Source organism: Bacillus sp. AFS037270, from assembly GCF_002585305.1.
Window position 1 is genome coordinate 1 of sequence record NZ_NUNF01000082.1, and the last position, 16,632, is coordinate 16,632.

The window sequence follows — 16,632 nt, forward strand, 5'->3', positions numbered from 1 at the left end:
CTTCATTTACCGTAACGGGAATAATGGAGTTTTTTAAAGATTAAAAATAAGCAATTTGAAAGAGGTGCTAAAATGAGATTTGGTTTCGATATTGATGATACACTGATTAATTTAAGAGAACATGCTTTCCACATTTATAATAAAATATTAGGCCAGGAAATCGGACTCGAGGTTTTCAATGCGTTAAAAAAGGTCGAGATTCATGAACCATTTGGGATGACAGCAGAAGAAGGCTCACAGATGTGGAAAAATACTTTAGAAGAAGTCTACTACACCAATTGTCCAGCCTTTCCAGGAGCGGTGGAACTGCTTCAGGAACTGGATAGACAAGGCCATGAAATTTTTTATATAACCGCGCGTTTTAAGGAGCATGGTGAGCGGACAAAAAAATGGTTACTAGAACACGGCTTCCCTGTTCATGATGAAAGGTTCTTCTGGGGAATGAAGGACCACGAAAAGGTGAACATTATTAAGCAATTACATTTGGATTTTTACTTTGATGATAAGCCTGAAATATTAATGACTCTATCTGAAGAAGCTGTAAAAGTCTATCTGAAGGATCAATCTTATAACCGGGATGTAAATATGCCAAGGATTGTAAATTGGCCGGAGTATCAGGCATTTATTAAGGAGTTAGAGAATTAAAACTTGATGCCTGTCCCTGTATCAACAGCGTCAAAGAACCTTTAACTCCATCACAAACCAATATGATATACTAGTAAAGGTTTGTTTTCTGAAAGGAGTCTTATTAGTGGAGTTACAACATGAATCAACGGCACGTACGAAATCGACATATATTTTTTTATTAATTACTGGAATAGTACTTGTGGCCTTTAATCTGCGTCCTGCCATTACATCGGTAGGTCCGTTAGTGGGAATGATCCAAGAAGATGTGGGACTTGCCCATTGGAGTGCAGGTTTATTAATGAGCTTCCCATTACTTGTATTTGCGACGATGTCCCCCATTGTTCCAAGGATAGCTAATCGTTTATCAAATGAGATGACGTTACTAGTTGGTCTGATTGCACTAGTTATTGGTATAGCAATTCGGTCCATCCCCATGACGTTCTTCCTTTTCACGGGGACTCTTTTAATTGGAGTGGGCATTGCCGTCGGAAATGTGCTGCTGCCCGCCGTGGTAAAAGATAAATTTCCCGAAAAGTTCGGTCTAATGACAAGTGTTTATTCTACTTCAATGGGATTGGTTGCATCATTAGCATCAGGATTGAGTGTTCCTCTCGCGAAAGATTTGGATCTTGGCTGGCAGGGAGCTCTTATCGTATGGGCTATACCTGCTGTAATAGCGATATTATTATGGATTTATCTGCTAAGGTTTAATCAAGGTGCGGAGCATGCAGGAATCAAAAAGGCAGCATCAAGCTCTAAGGAAATGTGGCTCTCACCTCTTGCCTGGCAAATCGCTATATTTATGGGCTTTCAATCCTTTTTATTCTACGTAACGATTTCATGGTTACCTGAAATCTTACAGAGTCATGGACTAAGTATAGGAACCGCTGGCTGGCTGCTGTCCATTACTCAACTATCCGGGATTCCCGCAAGTTTCTTCATCCCTGTTATCGCAGGACGGTACCGTTCACAGATATGGATTGCTTTCGTTTTAGGGCTGTTGTCTATTATCGGCTATGCTGGATTATTATTGGGTTCATCCTATCCCGTCTTAATCATAAGTATTATCTTTATTGGGGTTGCATTGGGCGGTAACTTCCCATTGGCACTAAGCTATATTGGTCTTCGCTCGCGGAACGCTCAGCGCGCTGTAGAGTTATCTGGTATGACTCAATCAACTGGTTATATTCTTGCCGCCATCGGCCCTTTGCTTATAGGCTACTTGTATGATATGACCCATTTATGGACTATTCCACTTATTGCACTAACGGTCGTTTCTGTCGTTCTTACAGTTTTTGGTATGATATCAGGACGGAATCGGTATGTATAATAAGCCAACAGTCTTCTCCTATCGTAAAACTTTAGGTATCATTAGTATTTTTAGTAAGAAACAATTGACAAAGGCATCGCATTTTTGCGGTGCTTTTTGTATTCGTGAAAAAGGTCCGCCTATTTATCTGAGTTATTCAATATAATCACATTATTTAAATTAGATAGATAACCCCTTCGGTGAAATGGTCTTGACGACTGTTATTCAAAAAACTGAGGCATCAGGGTCGATAATAGCCCGTATTGACGACCGTTATGCCAAGTATTGAGGTAATAGGGTAGACAATAAAATAACCATTCTACATTTTTTTGTGTTTGAAATAGTTACCGATACCCGATACCCATATTGAGTGGCTTTTATTAAATCAAACGTTTGATTAGTTTGTTCCGTATAAAAAAACCTTGCCAAATCAGCAAGGTTTCTATGTGTTTCTTAAAAATGTTTCTTATCATCGATTTTAACATTAGTACTATACCTTGTTTTTAAACCCAAAATGATAAGCGCAAACACAAATGTAACACTATTAGCCGCCATCATAGGAATATCTTTTATTGATAGACCATACACCAGCCAAAAGAACACACCTAAAGTAAATAAGCTATACATCCCTAGCGAAATTCCCTCCGTATTCTTTTCTTTAATCGATTTGATCGTTTGCGGAAGGAATGAAATAGTCGTTAGAAATGCCGCTAAACAACCAAGAATCTTTGTGAACTCCTCCAAAAAAAATCCTCCCCAGCCACTTTAAACCTTTAGGGCTGCATCTTCACCTTTATTAAATTCCGGTAGCCATTCCCCATGTGCCTCAATTAAATCATCGCAAAGTGAAACAATATCATCGAGCGATAATTCCGCTGCCGTATGCGGGTCTAACATGGCTGCTTGATAAATATATTCCCGCTTCCGTGTAATCGCCGCCTCAATGGTTAACAGCTGTGTATTAATATTCGTGCGATTCAAGGCAGCAAGCTGCTCCGGAAGATCCCCTACATACGTTGGAGTGATGCCGCTTCGGTCGGCAATACATGGAACTTCCACACAGGCTTTCTCAGGAAGATTGCTAATTAATCTGCCCGTATTCAGAACATTGCCGCCGAATTTAAATGGAATGTTAGTCTCTATGGCTTCAATAATTCGGGAACCATATTCTTTAGAACGGACATGATCTAATGCCTTATTGTTTACTAAATCCTCTCTCATCGTTTCCCAGCGCTGGATTTGTTCTTCACAGCGGCGCGGATATTCATCAAGCGGTATATTAAATCTTTCAATTAACTCCGGATATCTGGATTTAATAAAGTAAGGATGATACTCAGCATTATGTTCAGAGGATTCCGTTACATAGTAGCCAAACTTATCCATCAATTCGAACCGCACCATATCATGATGTTTCGTTTTTTGCTTTTCTCTTGCCCTTCTCTTAATCTCAGGATAAAGGTCTTCCCCATTTCTTTTCACTTCCAGCAGCCACGCCATATGGTTGATTCCGGCAATCTTTTCTTGAATCCCTTCAGGATCCATTTCAAGCGACTTGAATAAATCTTTTGTACACACTTGAACACTATGACACAAGCCGACTGTTTTTATTGACGTAAAACGGTTCATCACACCTGTTAAAACGGCCATCGGATTCGTGTAGTTTAAGAAAAGAGCATCCGGGCATACCTCTTCCATGTCCTTTGCAAAATCAAGCATCACAGGGATTGTTCTAAGATTACGGAAAATACCGCCAATGCCTACCGTATCCGCTATGGTCTGGCGAAGCCCGTATTTCTTAGGGATTTCAAAATCGATTACGGTACTTGGACGGTATCCGCCGACTTGAATGGCATTTATGACGTATTTGGCCCCCCTTAAGGCATCCTTACGATTTAGATAAGACTTAATCTCAATATTTTTGTTTAAACTTTCCTTTAAATTTTGGAGCATATTCTCAGAATCTCTTAATCTTTGTTCGTCGATATCAAAAAGGGCGAACTCAAATCCCTCTAAAGCTGGAACAAGCATGCAGTCCCCAAGAACATTTTTTGCAAATACCGTACTTCCTGCACCTAAAAATGTAATCTTTGACATGTTTTTTCCTCCCTATCTTCTATAATTTACTATTTTATTAGGATAAGCTTGTCAGTATGAAAATCTGCGAGGTATAGTCCCCCCATTGCAGGGACCCAGAAACAGCTTGATCCAGTTGAATACCAGCATTCATCAGTTCATCCCCATAAAAAGAGCCATGTAAACCTTCAATTTTATATTCCACATCATCACGAAGGCCTTTTAATAGGAGGCGTTCATAGCCTGAATTTGGTTTTCCGAGTACCTGATAACGCCCGGCGATGGCTTCCTTCTGATCCTCAGACACAACCATCCAGCTCGTCACATTGCCATCTTTTTCGAATGGACTAAGCAGGCGGTAAAAAGTGCCTGTCTGTAGCAGTTTGCGGTTTTCTTTGTAAAAGTTGATTTGCTCTCTTACTTTCATTTTTTCTTCCTCAGGCATTTTTGTTACATCCAATTCATAGCCAAATGCACCAAAATAAGCAACATTCGCTCTTGTTTCAAGGCTTGTCACTCTGCCAACCTGGTGGTTTGGTACTGCAGATACATGGGCCCCCATCGAACTTAATGGATATACAAAGGATGTACCGTACTGAATTTTCAAGCGCTCAACAGCATCGGTATCATCACTCGTCCAAGCCTGTGGAGCATAATAAAGAAGTCCCGGATCAAAGCGGCAGCCTCCGCTCGCACATGATTCAAAAAGGACATCAGGAAATTCAGTAGTCAGTCTTTCGTATAAATCATAAACACCTAAAATATAACGGTGCGCCACTTCCCGCTGCCGATCAGCAGGAAGCAATGCTGATCCGATTTCCGTCATATACCGGTTCATATCCCATTTCACATAAGAAATCGGCGCTTCACCCAAGACCTTTGCCATCATTCCATATAGGTAATCCACGACATCCTTCCGGGAAAAGTCGAGAACATATTGATTTCTTCCGTGCGACTGCCGTCTATTTGGTACGTGAAGAATCCAGTCCGGATGATTGCTGTACAAATCACTAATTTTCGATACCATTTCGGGTTCAAACCACAATCCAAACTGTAAGCCTAATTCATTGATTTTTTCCGTAAGGCCAGTGATTCCATTTGGAAGCTTTCGTTTATCAACAAACCAATCTCCAAGGGAGGTGGTGTCATCATCACGCTTACCAAACCAACCATCATCTAATACAAATAATTCAGCACCTAATTCTTTAGAGGCTTCCGCCATTTCAAGAATTTTCTGCTCATTGAAATCAAAATACGTGCCTTCCCAGTTATTGATTAATACCGGTCTTTCCTGATCACGCCATTTCCCCCTGGCAAGTCTTGACCTGTACAATGAATGATATGTTTGACTCATTCCATTTAATCCACTGTCTGAGTAAACCATGACCACTTCCGGCGTTTGAAAACTTTCGCCGCTTTGAAGCAGCCAATTGAAATCAAATGGATGGATCCCCATCGTAATCCGGGAAACATCATAATAATCCACTTCTACCTGGGCAAGGAAATTACCGCTATAGACCAAACTAAAACCATACACTTCCCCTTGATGTTCATTTGTATCAGGACGCTTTAACGCTAGGAATGGATTTTGCTGACTGCTGCTGGTTCCTCTTAAACTGGAGATGCTTTGAATTCCAGACTCTAGCTTTCTCGTTTTTACATGGCGCTCTCTGGCCCATGCTCCAGATAATTGAACCATCTCAAAATCAGCATCAAAGAAATCCACGCTCGCACTCATGGTTCTTGTGAGATTTAAATTTTCTTTACCATGGTTCACAAATTTCACACTGCGGGTGATGGCACTGAACTGTTCAAAAATGCTGTAGAACAAAATTAATTCGGCATCAATTAGATCATCATACAAGGAGATTTCTAATGTTGATGCTTCATTTTCCTGCTCTACATAGGTGGCTGGAAGTCCTTCGAGCTTTGGTTTACCAAAGTATATTTTATGATCCTTATAGACAAAGTTGGTCACCCTGCTGCCATTTTCCTGCAAAACCTGAAAAGCAGGTTCACGAAAGTCAGTAGTTCCATAAGCCGGATATTCCTGTTTTGAGGTATCTAACGAAAAGGACAAATCACCTTCGAACACACAAGCAACATTCGCCTTTGCCTCACTTGTATAAAGGTGAGAAAAGGAGTCTCTGTGCCGAAGCTTTTTCCCGAAATATAAATGTCCTAATTGGTTGTTTTTTAAAATATTGAAGATATAACTAATTTTTTCAGACCGAAGGTGAAATTCCTTTGAGTCTTCATTGTAGTAAATGGGCATTTGTGTTATTCCTCCAAACTATTAACCTTTCACTGAACCGGCAGATAAACCTTGAATAAAGTGTTTTTGTAAGAATAAGAAGAGAACGGCCATTGGCAGTACAGCTAAAATTGCGGCTGCTGCTACCAGGTTCAGGTTGTTTGTATTCGATCCAAAGAATCCTGACAGTGCTACTGTTATAGTTTTCACTTCATCCGCCTGCAGGAAGAAAATCGCAAATTGATAGTCATTCCAAATATATACGCAAGAAATAATTAAAATAGAGGCTGTTACTGGTTTTAACAATGGAAACACCACTTTAAAGAAGGTTCCGATTGTACTGGCCCCATCTATTTTAGCCGCTTCTTCCAATTCTTTTGGAATGGTAGAACGGATAAAGCCTGCATATAAGAAAATCGTTAATGGCATAAAAGAAGCGACGTTATTCAAAATGGCGATAAGATGGGTATTCATCAGCCCCATGTCCACGACCAAATTATATAAAGGAACTAAAGCGGTTAATGGCGGGATGACCATTACAGAGATAAAAACCATATACATATATTTATTTAGTTTCGTTTGCCGTCTGGCAAGCGGGTAAGCAGCTAAAGATCCAAATACAATCAGCAAGAGCGCGGAAAAAAAAGTAATAATGACTGTATTGATAAACGCATTTCCTAAATTCGCCATTTCCCATGCTTCGGAAAAGTTGGTGAATGACCATTGTTTAGGAAAAACCCACTTGGAGCTGAAATCCCCTCTTGCTTTAAACGCGGTTGTAATTAGTATATAAAAGGGTATTAAGTGAAATAAGGTAATCGCAAGAGCAATCAGTGTTAAAACAGTCTTATTTCGTTTATTCAGGTAATTCATTATGCCTCGACCTCCTTGCGTTTAAAGAAAATCAATGTGGCCAAGCTGATGATGAGGATGATGACTGCCATTAAAACACCCTCCGTTGCTGCATAACCTGCATCCTGTCTATTAAAATATAAGTCATACATAAAGGTAGACATGGATTGCGAGGCATTCCCCGGTCCGCCGCCAGTTAGCGAAATAATCACATCAAATAATTTCAACCCGCCAATAATATTTAAAACCATATTGATCGTGATCGAAGGCATTAATAATGGTAATGTAATATTTTTAAACTGCTGAAAGCTTGAAGCACCATCAATTTGAGCAGCCTCGTAATATTCCTTTGAAATACTTTGCAGGCCTGCTAAATAAATAATCATCGCTACCCCTACAAATTGATAAGTATTAACAAACACGATGATCCATTTATTCATATTCGGATCGGCTAACGCATTGATTTTATCTAGACCGATAAATTGCAATAGATCATTTAAGGCGCCTCCTTGATAAGCAAAGAAGAAATACCAGATATAACCCATAATTAAAGGACTAATGATGACCGGCAGGTACACAATCGTCCGTGTGATAGCCCGCGCTTTAATACTCTGGTTCAGTAATAATGCATAGAGCAACCCTAAAATATTTTGAAAAATTGTACTGCCAATACCGAAAATTAATGTATTCCCGACAACAAGCCAGGTATCTGGGTCTTTTAGTAACCTCGTATACTGGTTAAATCCAACATAATCATAGGTTTGAGAAAAACCATCCCAGTTGGTAAATGATATTTTTATCCCCATAAGGAAAGGATAAACAATGAAAAAGCATATGACGGCAAGAGCCGGAAGATACATCCACCATAGGGAGGATTCTTTATGAACTTTTAGTTTAACTATTTTTTCTTTAGTCTTCGTGGGTGCAGCTTTTTGAGTTTCCACTTCAATCATCAGTATTCAGCTCCTATAAAAGATCTTTTACAGTTGGAGGATATAGAGGCAGCTTGCTTGTCTGCCCCTATATCTCATACCAAGTTCTTCTACTTTTTCTGATCCTTTAGACGCTTGAATTCCTCGCCCACTTTTTTCGATACTTCTTTTGGTGACATTTTACCGGATAATAATTCTTGTCCAGTTGCACCAAGAACATCCCACATACCGCTTGGTAAATAAATACGGTCAAAATATGGCTGGACTTGAACATTTTTAAATGTTTCATAGTCCTCAGAGTAATAGTTTTTGGCATCTGTATTTGTCAAACCTGCAGGTAAGGATGTACCTTCTGCAATTTCTTTTACAATTTCCGGCTGTGAAATATACTCTAGAAACTTTTTGGCTTCTTTCTTGTGTTTTGAATCCTTCCATACTGCAAGTGTATGGCGTTCTCCGCCGATCCAAACCGGATCGTCGCCTTTATGAATGACAGGCATTGGGATAACCCCTAATTTCACTTCAGGATTTAACTCTTCTACAGATGGTCCTAACATCCCACCACCGATAATAAACCCAATTTTATTTTGAGCCATTAGTTCTGTCATTTGTTGATTTTGAGCGGTTAATACATCCTCGTTCAATAAGCCTTTATCCTTCATTTCCTTTAGTTTTTCAGGGAGGAAGGAGTAGTCGGACCAATTAATATTTCCTTCTAATAATTGTTTCTCGGAATCAGGATTCGATTTTGTAACGAATAAAGGTGTCAAAAACTGGTCAAAGTATTGACCAAATGACGATTTATCCGAACCAGCGAACCACAATGGAGTGACTTCGCCTTTACTTTTCTTTTTAATCGTTTCAAGTGCGGTCATAAAGTCATCAAAGGTAGTTGGAGGCTGAATTCCGTACTTCTCTAGTAGTGATTTATTATATGTAATTCCGTCTTTCGCCTGATTTAATGGATAGGCATAAACTTTCCCTTTGTCATCTTTCAGGATGGGATCTAATGCTGGATCAAGGTTCTTTACCCAATCCATATCACTTAAATCTTCAACATAATTTCCGTATCGCTTTTGGGCCCAGCCGTGGGTATCAAATAAATCCGGCATATCATTGGCCGCCATTTTTACACGCAGCATACCTTCATAACCATCAGCAGGATAATTATATTTAATATCTATCTTAGGATTTTCCTTCTCAAATTTTTGGATGACATTTGTGAGTGTTTTCTGGTCAGCTTCATTTGTTACAGTTGAATATAGTGATAATGTTACTTTGCCGCCTTCACTTGATGAAGAACTTTTACTAGAGCAGCCCGCAATGATGGTGGTAAGAGAAGCAGCAATAGCTAAAACTTTTAATACTTTCCTCATATAAATACCCCCTGGATTTCCAAATGTAATGGATTTATTGCCGATTTGTTATCAAAAACTACTTTCAAAATAACAATAATTACTAGACAAGTTCACTTGAGCATAGGAAGGAGGCACTATATAATATAGATACTCCTTTTTCTGGAGGGAGTCTGGGGTTTATTCATCTGCGTAATATGTGATTGGCCGTCACAAATAACAATCTATAAAACTCTAAAGTAGATTACGGATGAATAAGCCTCTTCCTATCTTTCTTTCATTTGTTTCATAGAACCATTTTTCAGGATATTTCGATTGTTTTTCTATGGCATCACCCCCTTTAAAAAGATATTTAAGCATGCAGACAGCCTATCTTACAGCACCGCAGCTTTGTCTAATTACCAATTCAGAAGGCAATATCACTTTTAATGGGAGTGTTCTTCCATTCAATCGATCCATTAATAGTTTTACTCCTGTTTGACCCATTTCTTTTGTATGGACTTTTATAGTAGTTAGCGGTGTACTTGTAAACTGAGCAATTTCGATATCATCAAAGCTTACAATGGCGACATCATTTGGAACTGAAAGCTTAGCTTCCTGTAATGCTTTTAATGCACCAATAGCCATTGGATCACTCGCGATAAAGAATGCTTCCGGAAATTCCCCCAGTTTAAGCGCCTTCTTCATTAATTCGTAACCTTGGGCCATTTGATACTCTCCGATAAATGTCCAACTCGGATTGTATAATTCCTCTCTCTTCATCATCTTCTCAAAGGTTGTAAGACGTTCATCCTCAATCCTAACTTTCCCGCTATTTACATGTTCCTTTTCTTCTCCGCCAATGTACCCAATCCGTTTGTAACCCACGTTCAATAAATGATTCACTGCTAATTCTGTTGACTTAACAAAATCGATTACCACTGAGTCATAAAGGGCATCATCTGGAGAATGGTTAATATACACAACGTTTTGAATACAATCACTAACTTTTTTTAAAGCTGTTTCACTAATTCTGCCAATTACAATCAAACCATCAAAATCATGGATTAGTTGATTAGAGCCTGTTTCATGAAGCCGAAACATACTGCTTGACGTAATTCCTTGCTTTAATAATTCTTCCTCTACTCCCTGGCGAATCGACAAGAAGTAAGGATCACTCATTTCTTCTTCTAGTGTTTGGCATAGTAATATCCCAACATGGGGTGTTTTTTTTGCAGCTTCCAAATGTTTTTCGGCTTGTCGTTCGAGGATCGTCTTATAACCGAGTTCCTTTGCAGATTGTAATATGCGTAGTCGGGTCTCCTCTAAAACCGATATGGTCTGATCATTATTCAACACTCTTGAAACAGTTGTGGGAGATACATTTGTCATATTTGCTATATCTTTTATTGTCACCATCTTAAACCTCTCCACTAATAAATTTACTTATATTCCATAAAATATCACTAAATCATTTACCATGTTCTACCTTATGATATCAACTAATGAAAGGGTTTTCAATATTATTTTTAGAAAATTTAGTAAAAATATTACCATTCTTTTTAAGGGTTCTAATCTAAGTCAACTGTTGGCTTGTATCAAACTTTTACAACCTCTAAACTCCATTTAACTGTCCTAAAAGTTTTGGCAGAATAAGAATGTGGATTTATTAGGGTAATAACGATAAATAAACCTACTAAATATATCACTAATTTTTTTAAGACAACAATAGAAATGAATAGGTTAGTTTATAGAAATAATCCCTACAGTCTGTAAGGTGCTACCCCGATTACCAATTTGCTAAGACCTATACAACAAAGAAAGGTCAACCAGCAATTTGGTTGACCTAAGGATTTTTTCTCATTTATATTAAGGTTTCTATTTATAATTGATTCACCAGTTGGTTCATTGAGTTTAATTTCGATGACAACTCAATAAACCACTCTTCATCCCCAGTTGATAATGCCAAGTCGATTAAAAATTGAACTTGCGCCTTGTTTGACACGTTAGAAACAGGCAGTCTCTTCACTCGTTCACTTAACATTGAAACCTTTTTTCCAATGATCTCATTATTGTCACTCGTAACAACAGTTACCTTAACGATTCCTGAAGTATCAAGTGATTCAATAAACCCCATGACTAATTCCCCATCCCGTAATGTTCCCTTAATCCAATCACCTGTTTGTAACAACATTCTTTTCACCTTCCTAAATATTTTAGTCTTTTTATGCCTGTTAGTTTTAATCTGTAATTTTTTTTATTACAATTTATCTAAAAAGAAATCTGCGACCAAAAATCAGCTACAACGCTTATTCTTCTTTATTAACAAGGTCGATAATTTCTTTCAGTGTATAGTCCTTTAAATATTCACCCAAATGTTCTTCAGCACCTAAGAAGATAGAAAATAGGACTCTTTGCATATTCGCACCTACAATACACCGTTCATTTGAATCTGGACACTTCGGCTGCAGAGCACCTTCAGAGGTGATCTTATAAATATCCCAGAGATTAACTTCATTTAGTTCTAGAGCAAACAAAAATCCGCCGCCAGGTCCCTCTTTTGATTTTATAAATCCATGTTTTTTTAACAAACTTAGCACTTTACGAATCCGCACAGGGTGTACACAGGCACTCGCTGAAATAGCATCACTTGTCGACATCCGGTCGGGCTGCAGCGCAAGAAAAGTTAAACTATGAATGGCTAGTGTAAAATCACTATTCATGGCCTGCCCTCCTAAGAAATAAAAACTGCAAATCACCTTATTATTTCATTTATTTTTAGCATCATTAATACTATTTAGTAACGCACTGTAATACTAAACGTTACAGATTAGCTTGTCAAATATCTAGATAATTAGTGCTAAACTATCTCCTTCAAGCAAGTATAAATTTAAACATTCCATTGTTTTTTAACTTGTTCTTCTGCTATCATTTTAATTTTTTCCCATGGCAATTCTTTTTTCACAAGGACATTTGTATGATAATTTCTTTCTTTATAATTAACTGTTACGAATACTTCAATCATTTCTTTTTCCTCCTTCATTATTTATTCTTTAATTGGCCATTCTTTGTAATTCAGTACTCAAGAATGTGCGAAGTTTACGGGGAAGAAAGCTGCGGATTTCCTCGTCGTTATAGCCTACCTGTAATCTTTTTTCATCCATGATAATCGGCCGGCGCAACATTTTTGGGTTCTCCATGATTAATCTGTAAAAATCATTAAGCGGAAGAGATTCAATATTTATATTTAATTCCTGGAAGGCTTTCGAATTTGTTGAAATAATTTCGCTAGTTCCCTCTTCAGTCAAGCGAAGAATCGATTTAATCTCATCGACTGTAAGGGGATTAGATAATATGTTTCTTTCGATATAGTCAATATGATGTTCCTCAAGCCACGCTTTTGCTTTACGGCAAGAACCACAGCTTGGAGTCGAATAAAGAGTCACCATGCTTTAAACACTCCTTACATATAATTTGGTATACATGAGATATCAGTTAGGTAGGTACCCCATTGTGAGTTGGATTAAACATAGCTTTATTTTATAGATCCTAACTTTACACATCCTTAAAATGTAATAAAAAAAATTACAGTTTAGCTCGAGTAATACCTATCACCTAACTCATTTTCATTCCCTATACTGTAACTTTAATCTTTACAGTTAAAAATGTCAAATGGAAGGTATTGGTTTAATGTAAAATTTCATTGCCAATTATGATTACCGGAAATATCGAGGTCGGCTTGTAAGTTTATTAATGAATATGGAAGGCTCACTGCCCGGAACAGTAAGCCTATATGTGAGTGAATATATGAACCTATGATTTGAGTATTGCCAAAGAACCCGGGATAAACAAAAGGAGACTACAACCAGCCTTGTTTTAAATTACATATTCATCATATCATGACCTCCTGAAGAACCTGAGCCTAAGGAAGGATCAATCATTCCGAAGATCATCGCAATGTGAGCTATGATTAAGAAAATACTAACAAAGATTGCATGGATTTTCAGCTTCTCTTCTACCGTTTTGTGTCTATAAATCAGTCCTAAATCAAGTAATGCCATTCCTAGGAAAGGTACGATACCGAGCAGATAGAAAGTTACAGCAACAACGTCAATCCAGCCCTTCCATTCACCATGAACAGTGAGCGGAATATAAGCGTTTTTCATTAGGTAAATGAAAACACCTGTAAAATAGGTCCCCGCAAAAATACCTGTTACTTTATTTAATTTTTTCAACGCACCATCTAATTTTCGTGTGAATAAGATAGCAATTTCTGTAATCGCCAAAATCTCGGCACAAATAACCGGAACCGCCATAAAAATTAATAAATTCCAAGGCTGATTGTCTGCAAGTAAACCCATGTAATGCGTCATATTCATGTCTAACTCTCCTCTATTTATCTGATACTCTTAATATAGGAAAAAAGTATGCAGAAATTTAGCAGAAACCTTGAAGAAAATGTGTAAAATGTCGAATAACATCTATACATTCACAGTTTGGACAAAGCCTGCTTTATAAACTTAGAAATAAAAAGATTTTCGACTATCGGCTAACAAAAAAACCGTAACCTACAAGGATACGGCTTTAACAATTACTTTAATTTTACGAATTGGGAAGTTCACTTTATGGTTAATGCCCTTTTACATTCATTTGCTCTTGATGAGAAGGATTAGAATCGGATCCGGCAATTGATACATATATTCCATAACCAACCATCACTATTAATAAATAAGCAATTGCTGAAAGTGCCCACTTTTTCCACATGATGCTCACCTCTACAATTTTACTTTTTGTAAACGTAACGCATTAATAACAACCGATACTGAACTGAATGCCATTGCTGCCCCTGCTAACCAAGGTGCCAGGAATCCAAGAGCAGCAACAGGAATACCAAGGGTATTATAGGCAAGGGCCCAGAACAAATTCTGCTTAATATTACGAATGGTCTTTTTACTCATATAAATCGCATCGGCAATACTATTTAAATCTCCACGAATAAGGGTGATATCGGCTGCTTCCATTGCAACATCGGTACCAGTTCCAATAGCCATTCCGATATCTGCAACTGCAAGGGCTGGAGCATCGTTGATTCCATCACCAACCATTGCAACTTTCTTCCCTTCTGCCTGCAATTTCTTTATTTCATCGACCTTTCCTTCAGGAAGAACTTCAGCAATAACCTTTTCTATACCTACTTGTGAGGCTATAGCTTTAGCTGTCTGTTTATTATCCCCAGTAATCATAATTACTTCTATTCCCATATCCTTAAGGCGACTGATGGCTGATTTGGATGTTTCTTTAATGGTATCCGCTACAGCTACCATCCCAGCGTATTGGTAGTCGATAGCGACGAGCATTGCTGTTTTACCAACCTTTTCTAAATCATTCATTTGATCATAACCATTTTCTACAGCAACATTGTATTTATTCATTAATTTTCTAGTACCAATTAATAGTTCTTTTCCATCAACTTTTGCTTTGATACCAAATCCGGGTATTGCCTCGAAATCCTTAACTTCCTTTAAAGAAATCCCCTTATCCTTAATTCCTTGAACAATTGCTTGTGCTAGTGGATGTTCTGATTGTTTTTCAGCGGATCCAACAAATGATAAAAATTCATCTTCTGTTAGAGTTGAGGCAGTGAATACATCTGTTAAAACAGGTGTTCCGTTTGTAACGGTACCTGTTTTATCTAATACAACCGTAGAAATTTTATGGGTCATTTCCAAATGCTCTCCACCCTTAAACAAAATTCCATATTCCGCTGCACGACCTGAACCCGCCATTATAGACGTTGGCGTTGCTAATCCCAATGCACAAGGACAAGCAATAACTAGAACTGCTATCAATTTTTCTAGTGCTTCCGCAAAATCGCCAGGAGACACCCAAACATACCAAACGATAAAAGCTACTACAGCTAGGGCAACAACAATCGGAACAAACACACCAGAAATCTTGTCCGCAAGACGTTGTATCGGTGCCTTAGAGCCCTGCGCTTCTTCTACTACTTTTATAATTTGGGCTAAAGCCGTATCTCTGCCTACTTTTGTTGCCTCAATTAATAAAAATCCGTTTTTATTTATAGTAGCTCCTATTACCTCATCACCAATGGTCTTATCAACCGGGACACTTTCACCCGTGAGCATTGATTCATCGATAGCGGAGCGACCTTCCAATATTTTTCCGTCGACCGGTATCTTATCACCAGGTTTAATATGAACGATATCACCAACCATTACTTCTTCAATGGCGATTTCTTGTTCTACACCATCTCTTTCAACAATGGCTGTCTTTGCTTGAAGGCCCATCAGTTTTTTAATCGCTTCTGATGACCTTCCTTTAGCCTTTGCTTCAAAAAGCTTTCCAAGAATAATCAGAGTAATAAGAATGGAACTAGTCTCAAAGTAAAGTTCTACGGAATGGTTCATACCTCCGATAGACATCAATGATAAATATAAACTGTAAAAATAAGCTGCCGATGTTCCTAAAGCCACGAGAACATCCATATTGGCACTTTTATTTTTTAATGCTTTATAAGCTCCAACATAAAACTGTTTACCAATATAAAACTGTACTGGGGTAGCTAAAGCTAATTGAACCCATGGATTCATAAACATTTTTGGAACCCATATAAAGGAGGTAAATGAAAAGTGGCCCACCATGGCCCATAAAAGCGGCAAGGAAAGGATGGCTGAAAAGATAAATTTCCCAGTTTGTCTTTCAATCTCCTTTTGACGATGGTCACTTGTTTCTTTTGCATCTTCCTTTATTTGAGCACCATAACCAAGGTTTTCTACCTTATTAATAATTTCACTTGGGTTTAGGACTGCACTGTTGTACTCTACAGTCGCTTTTTCAAGTGCCAAATTGACATTTGCTTTTACGACACCATTTAATTTAGTTAAACCCTTTTCTATTCGTGTAGCACAGGCAGCACAGGTCATACCGGTTATGTCAAACTCCGTTTTTTCATTAACAACATCGTAACCAAGATCTTTAATCTTTTTTTCAATTTCTTCAATATTTATTTTTTCTGGATTATATTTAACATTTGATCGCTCTAAAGCAAGATTAACATTTGCTTCTTCCACGCCTTCTAATCTTTTAAGACCCTTTTCAATTCTTACCGCACAGGCGGCACAGGTCATACCTGAGATTTGGAAATTTGTTTCTTTAACATTTTGACTCATAAAAGCCAACTCCTTATACCCTATAGAGGTATATTTTTTTGTGAAAAGAACGTGCTATTAC

At 38.0% G+C, this 16,632-nt stretch carries 16 protein-coding genes; 2 read left to right on the forward strand and 14 right to left on the reverse strand.

The window, feature by feature from the left end:
• The first annotated feature begins 39 nt into the window (after positions 1-39).
• Together COD92_RS28145 and COD92_RS28150 are read left to right on the forward strand one after the other, a co-directional pair.
• The gene (locus COD92_RS28145; RefSeq protein ID WP_255295304.1) at positions 40-645 is read left to right on the forward strand and encodes a 5' nucleotidase, NT5C type; all 606 of its coding nucleotides are present in this window, start codon (positions 40-42) and stop codon (positions 643-645) included.
• Between the two features lie 106 nt (positions 646-751).
• Positions 752-1,957 carry a CynX/NimT family MFS transporter gene (locus COD92_RS28150; RefSeq protein WP_098996714.1) on the forward strand — a complete coding sequence of 402 codons (1,206 nt, stop codon included), beginning with the start codon at positions 752-754 and terminating at the stop codon, positions 1,955-1,957.
• A 432-nt stretch (positions 1,958-2,389) separates the two neighbouring features.
• Here the strand turns inward: COD92_RS28150 and COD92_RS28155 are convergent, their stop codons facing one another.
• The 14 genes from COD92_RS28155 to COD92_RS28215 all read right to left on the reverse strand — a co-directional run bounded on the left by COD92_RS28155 (position 2,390) and on the right by COD92_RS28215 (position 16,571).
• Entirely contained in the window at positions 2,390-2,680 is a 291-nt protein-coding gene (locus COD92_RS28155) for a SemiSWEET transporter (protein WP_218014492.1), read from the reverse strand.
• Positions 2,681-2,701: 21 nt separating this feature from the next.
• Complete coding sequence (gene melA, locus COD92_RS28160; RefSeq protein ID WP_098996715.1) at positions 2,702-4,030, reverse strand: alpha-glucosidase/alpha-galactosidase; 1,329 nt, start codon at positions 4,028-4,030, stop codon at positions 2,702-2,704.
• Between the two features lie 37 nt (positions 4,031-4,067).
• Positions 4,068-6,284 (reverse strand): alpha-galactosidase, encoded by a 2,217-nt coding sequence (locus COD92_RS28165; protein ID WP_098996716.1) that lies wholly within the window; start codon positions 6,282-6,284, stop codon positions 4,068-4,070.
• A 21-nt stretch (positions 6,285-6,305) separates the two neighbouring features.
• Complete coding sequence (locus COD92_RS28170; RefSeq protein ID WP_098527101.1) at positions 6,306-7,136, reverse strand: carbohydrate ABC transporter permease; 831 nt, start codon at positions 7,134-7,136, stop codon at positions 6,306-6,308.
• Positions 7,136-7,975, reverse strand: a complete 840-nt coding sequence (locus COD92_RS28175) for a carbohydrate ABC transporter permease (protein ID WP_446715849.1) — start codon at positions 7,973-7,975, stop codon at positions 7,136-7,138. The genes COD92_RS28170 and COD92_RS28175 overlap by 1 nt, the downstream gene beginning before the upstream one ends.
• A 182-nt stretch (positions 7,976-8,157) precedes the next feature.
• Positions 8,158-9,423, reverse strand: coding sequence for an ABC transporter substrate-binding protein (locus tag COD92_RS28180; protein WP_098527099.1), 1,266 nt, complete (start codon positions 9,421-9,423; stop codon positions 8,158-8,160).
• Between the two features lie 348 nt (positions 9,424-9,771).
• Positions 9,772-10,800, reverse strand: coding sequence for a LacI family DNA-binding transcriptional regulator (locus tag COD92_RS28185; protein ID WP_098996717.1), 1,029 nt, complete (start codon positions 10,798-10,800; stop codon positions 9,772-9,774).
• A 463-nt stretch (positions 10,801-11,263) separates the two neighbouring features.
• Entirely contained in the window at positions 11,264-11,575 is a 312-nt protein-coding gene (locus COD92_RS28190) for an IDEAL domain-containing protein (RefSeq protein WP_098527097.1), read from the reverse strand.
• Positions 11,576-11,690: 115 nt separating this feature from the next.
• Positions 11,691-12,104 carry an RrF2 family transcriptional regulator gene (locus COD92_RS28195; RefSeq protein ID WP_098527096.1) on the reverse strand — a complete coding sequence of 138 codons (414 nt, stop codon included), beginning with the start codon at positions 12,102-12,104 and terminating at the stop codon, positions 11,691-11,693.
• Between the two features lie 167 nt (positions 12,105-12,271).
• Positions 12,272-12,406, reverse strand: coding sequence for a BA3454 family stress response protein (locus COD92_RS28200; protein WP_098527095.1), 135 nt, complete (start codon positions 12,404-12,406; stop codon positions 12,272-12,274).
• A 28-nt stretch (positions 12,407-12,434) separates the two neighbouring features.
• Positions 12,435-12,830, reverse strand: coding sequence for a transcriptional regulator SpxA (gene spxA, locus COD92_RS28205; protein ID WP_098996718.1), 396 nt, complete (start codon positions 12,828-12,830; stop codon positions 12,435-12,437).
• Between the two features lie 432 nt (positions 12,831-13,262).
• On the reverse strand, positions 13,263-13,760 hold the full coding sequence (locus COD92_RS28210) for a DUF6803 family protein (RefSeq protein ID WP_098527093.1): 498 nt from the start codon (positions 13,758-13,760) through the stop codon (positions 13,263-13,265).
• 250 nt (positions 13,761-14,010) lie between these two features.
• Positions 14,011-14,145 carry a hypothetical protein gene (locus COD92_RS33105; protein ID WP_255286474.1) on the reverse strand — a complete coding sequence of 45 codons (135 nt, stop codon included), beginning with the start codon at positions 14,143-14,145 and terminating at the stop codon, positions 14,011-14,013.
• Between the two features lie 11 nt (positions 14,146-14,156).
• Entirely contained in the window at positions 14,157-16,571 is a 2,415-nt protein-coding gene (locus COD92_RS28215) for a heavy metal translocating P-type ATPase (protein ID WP_098996719.1), read from the reverse strand.
• Positions 16,572-16,632 lie beyond the last annotated feature (61 nt).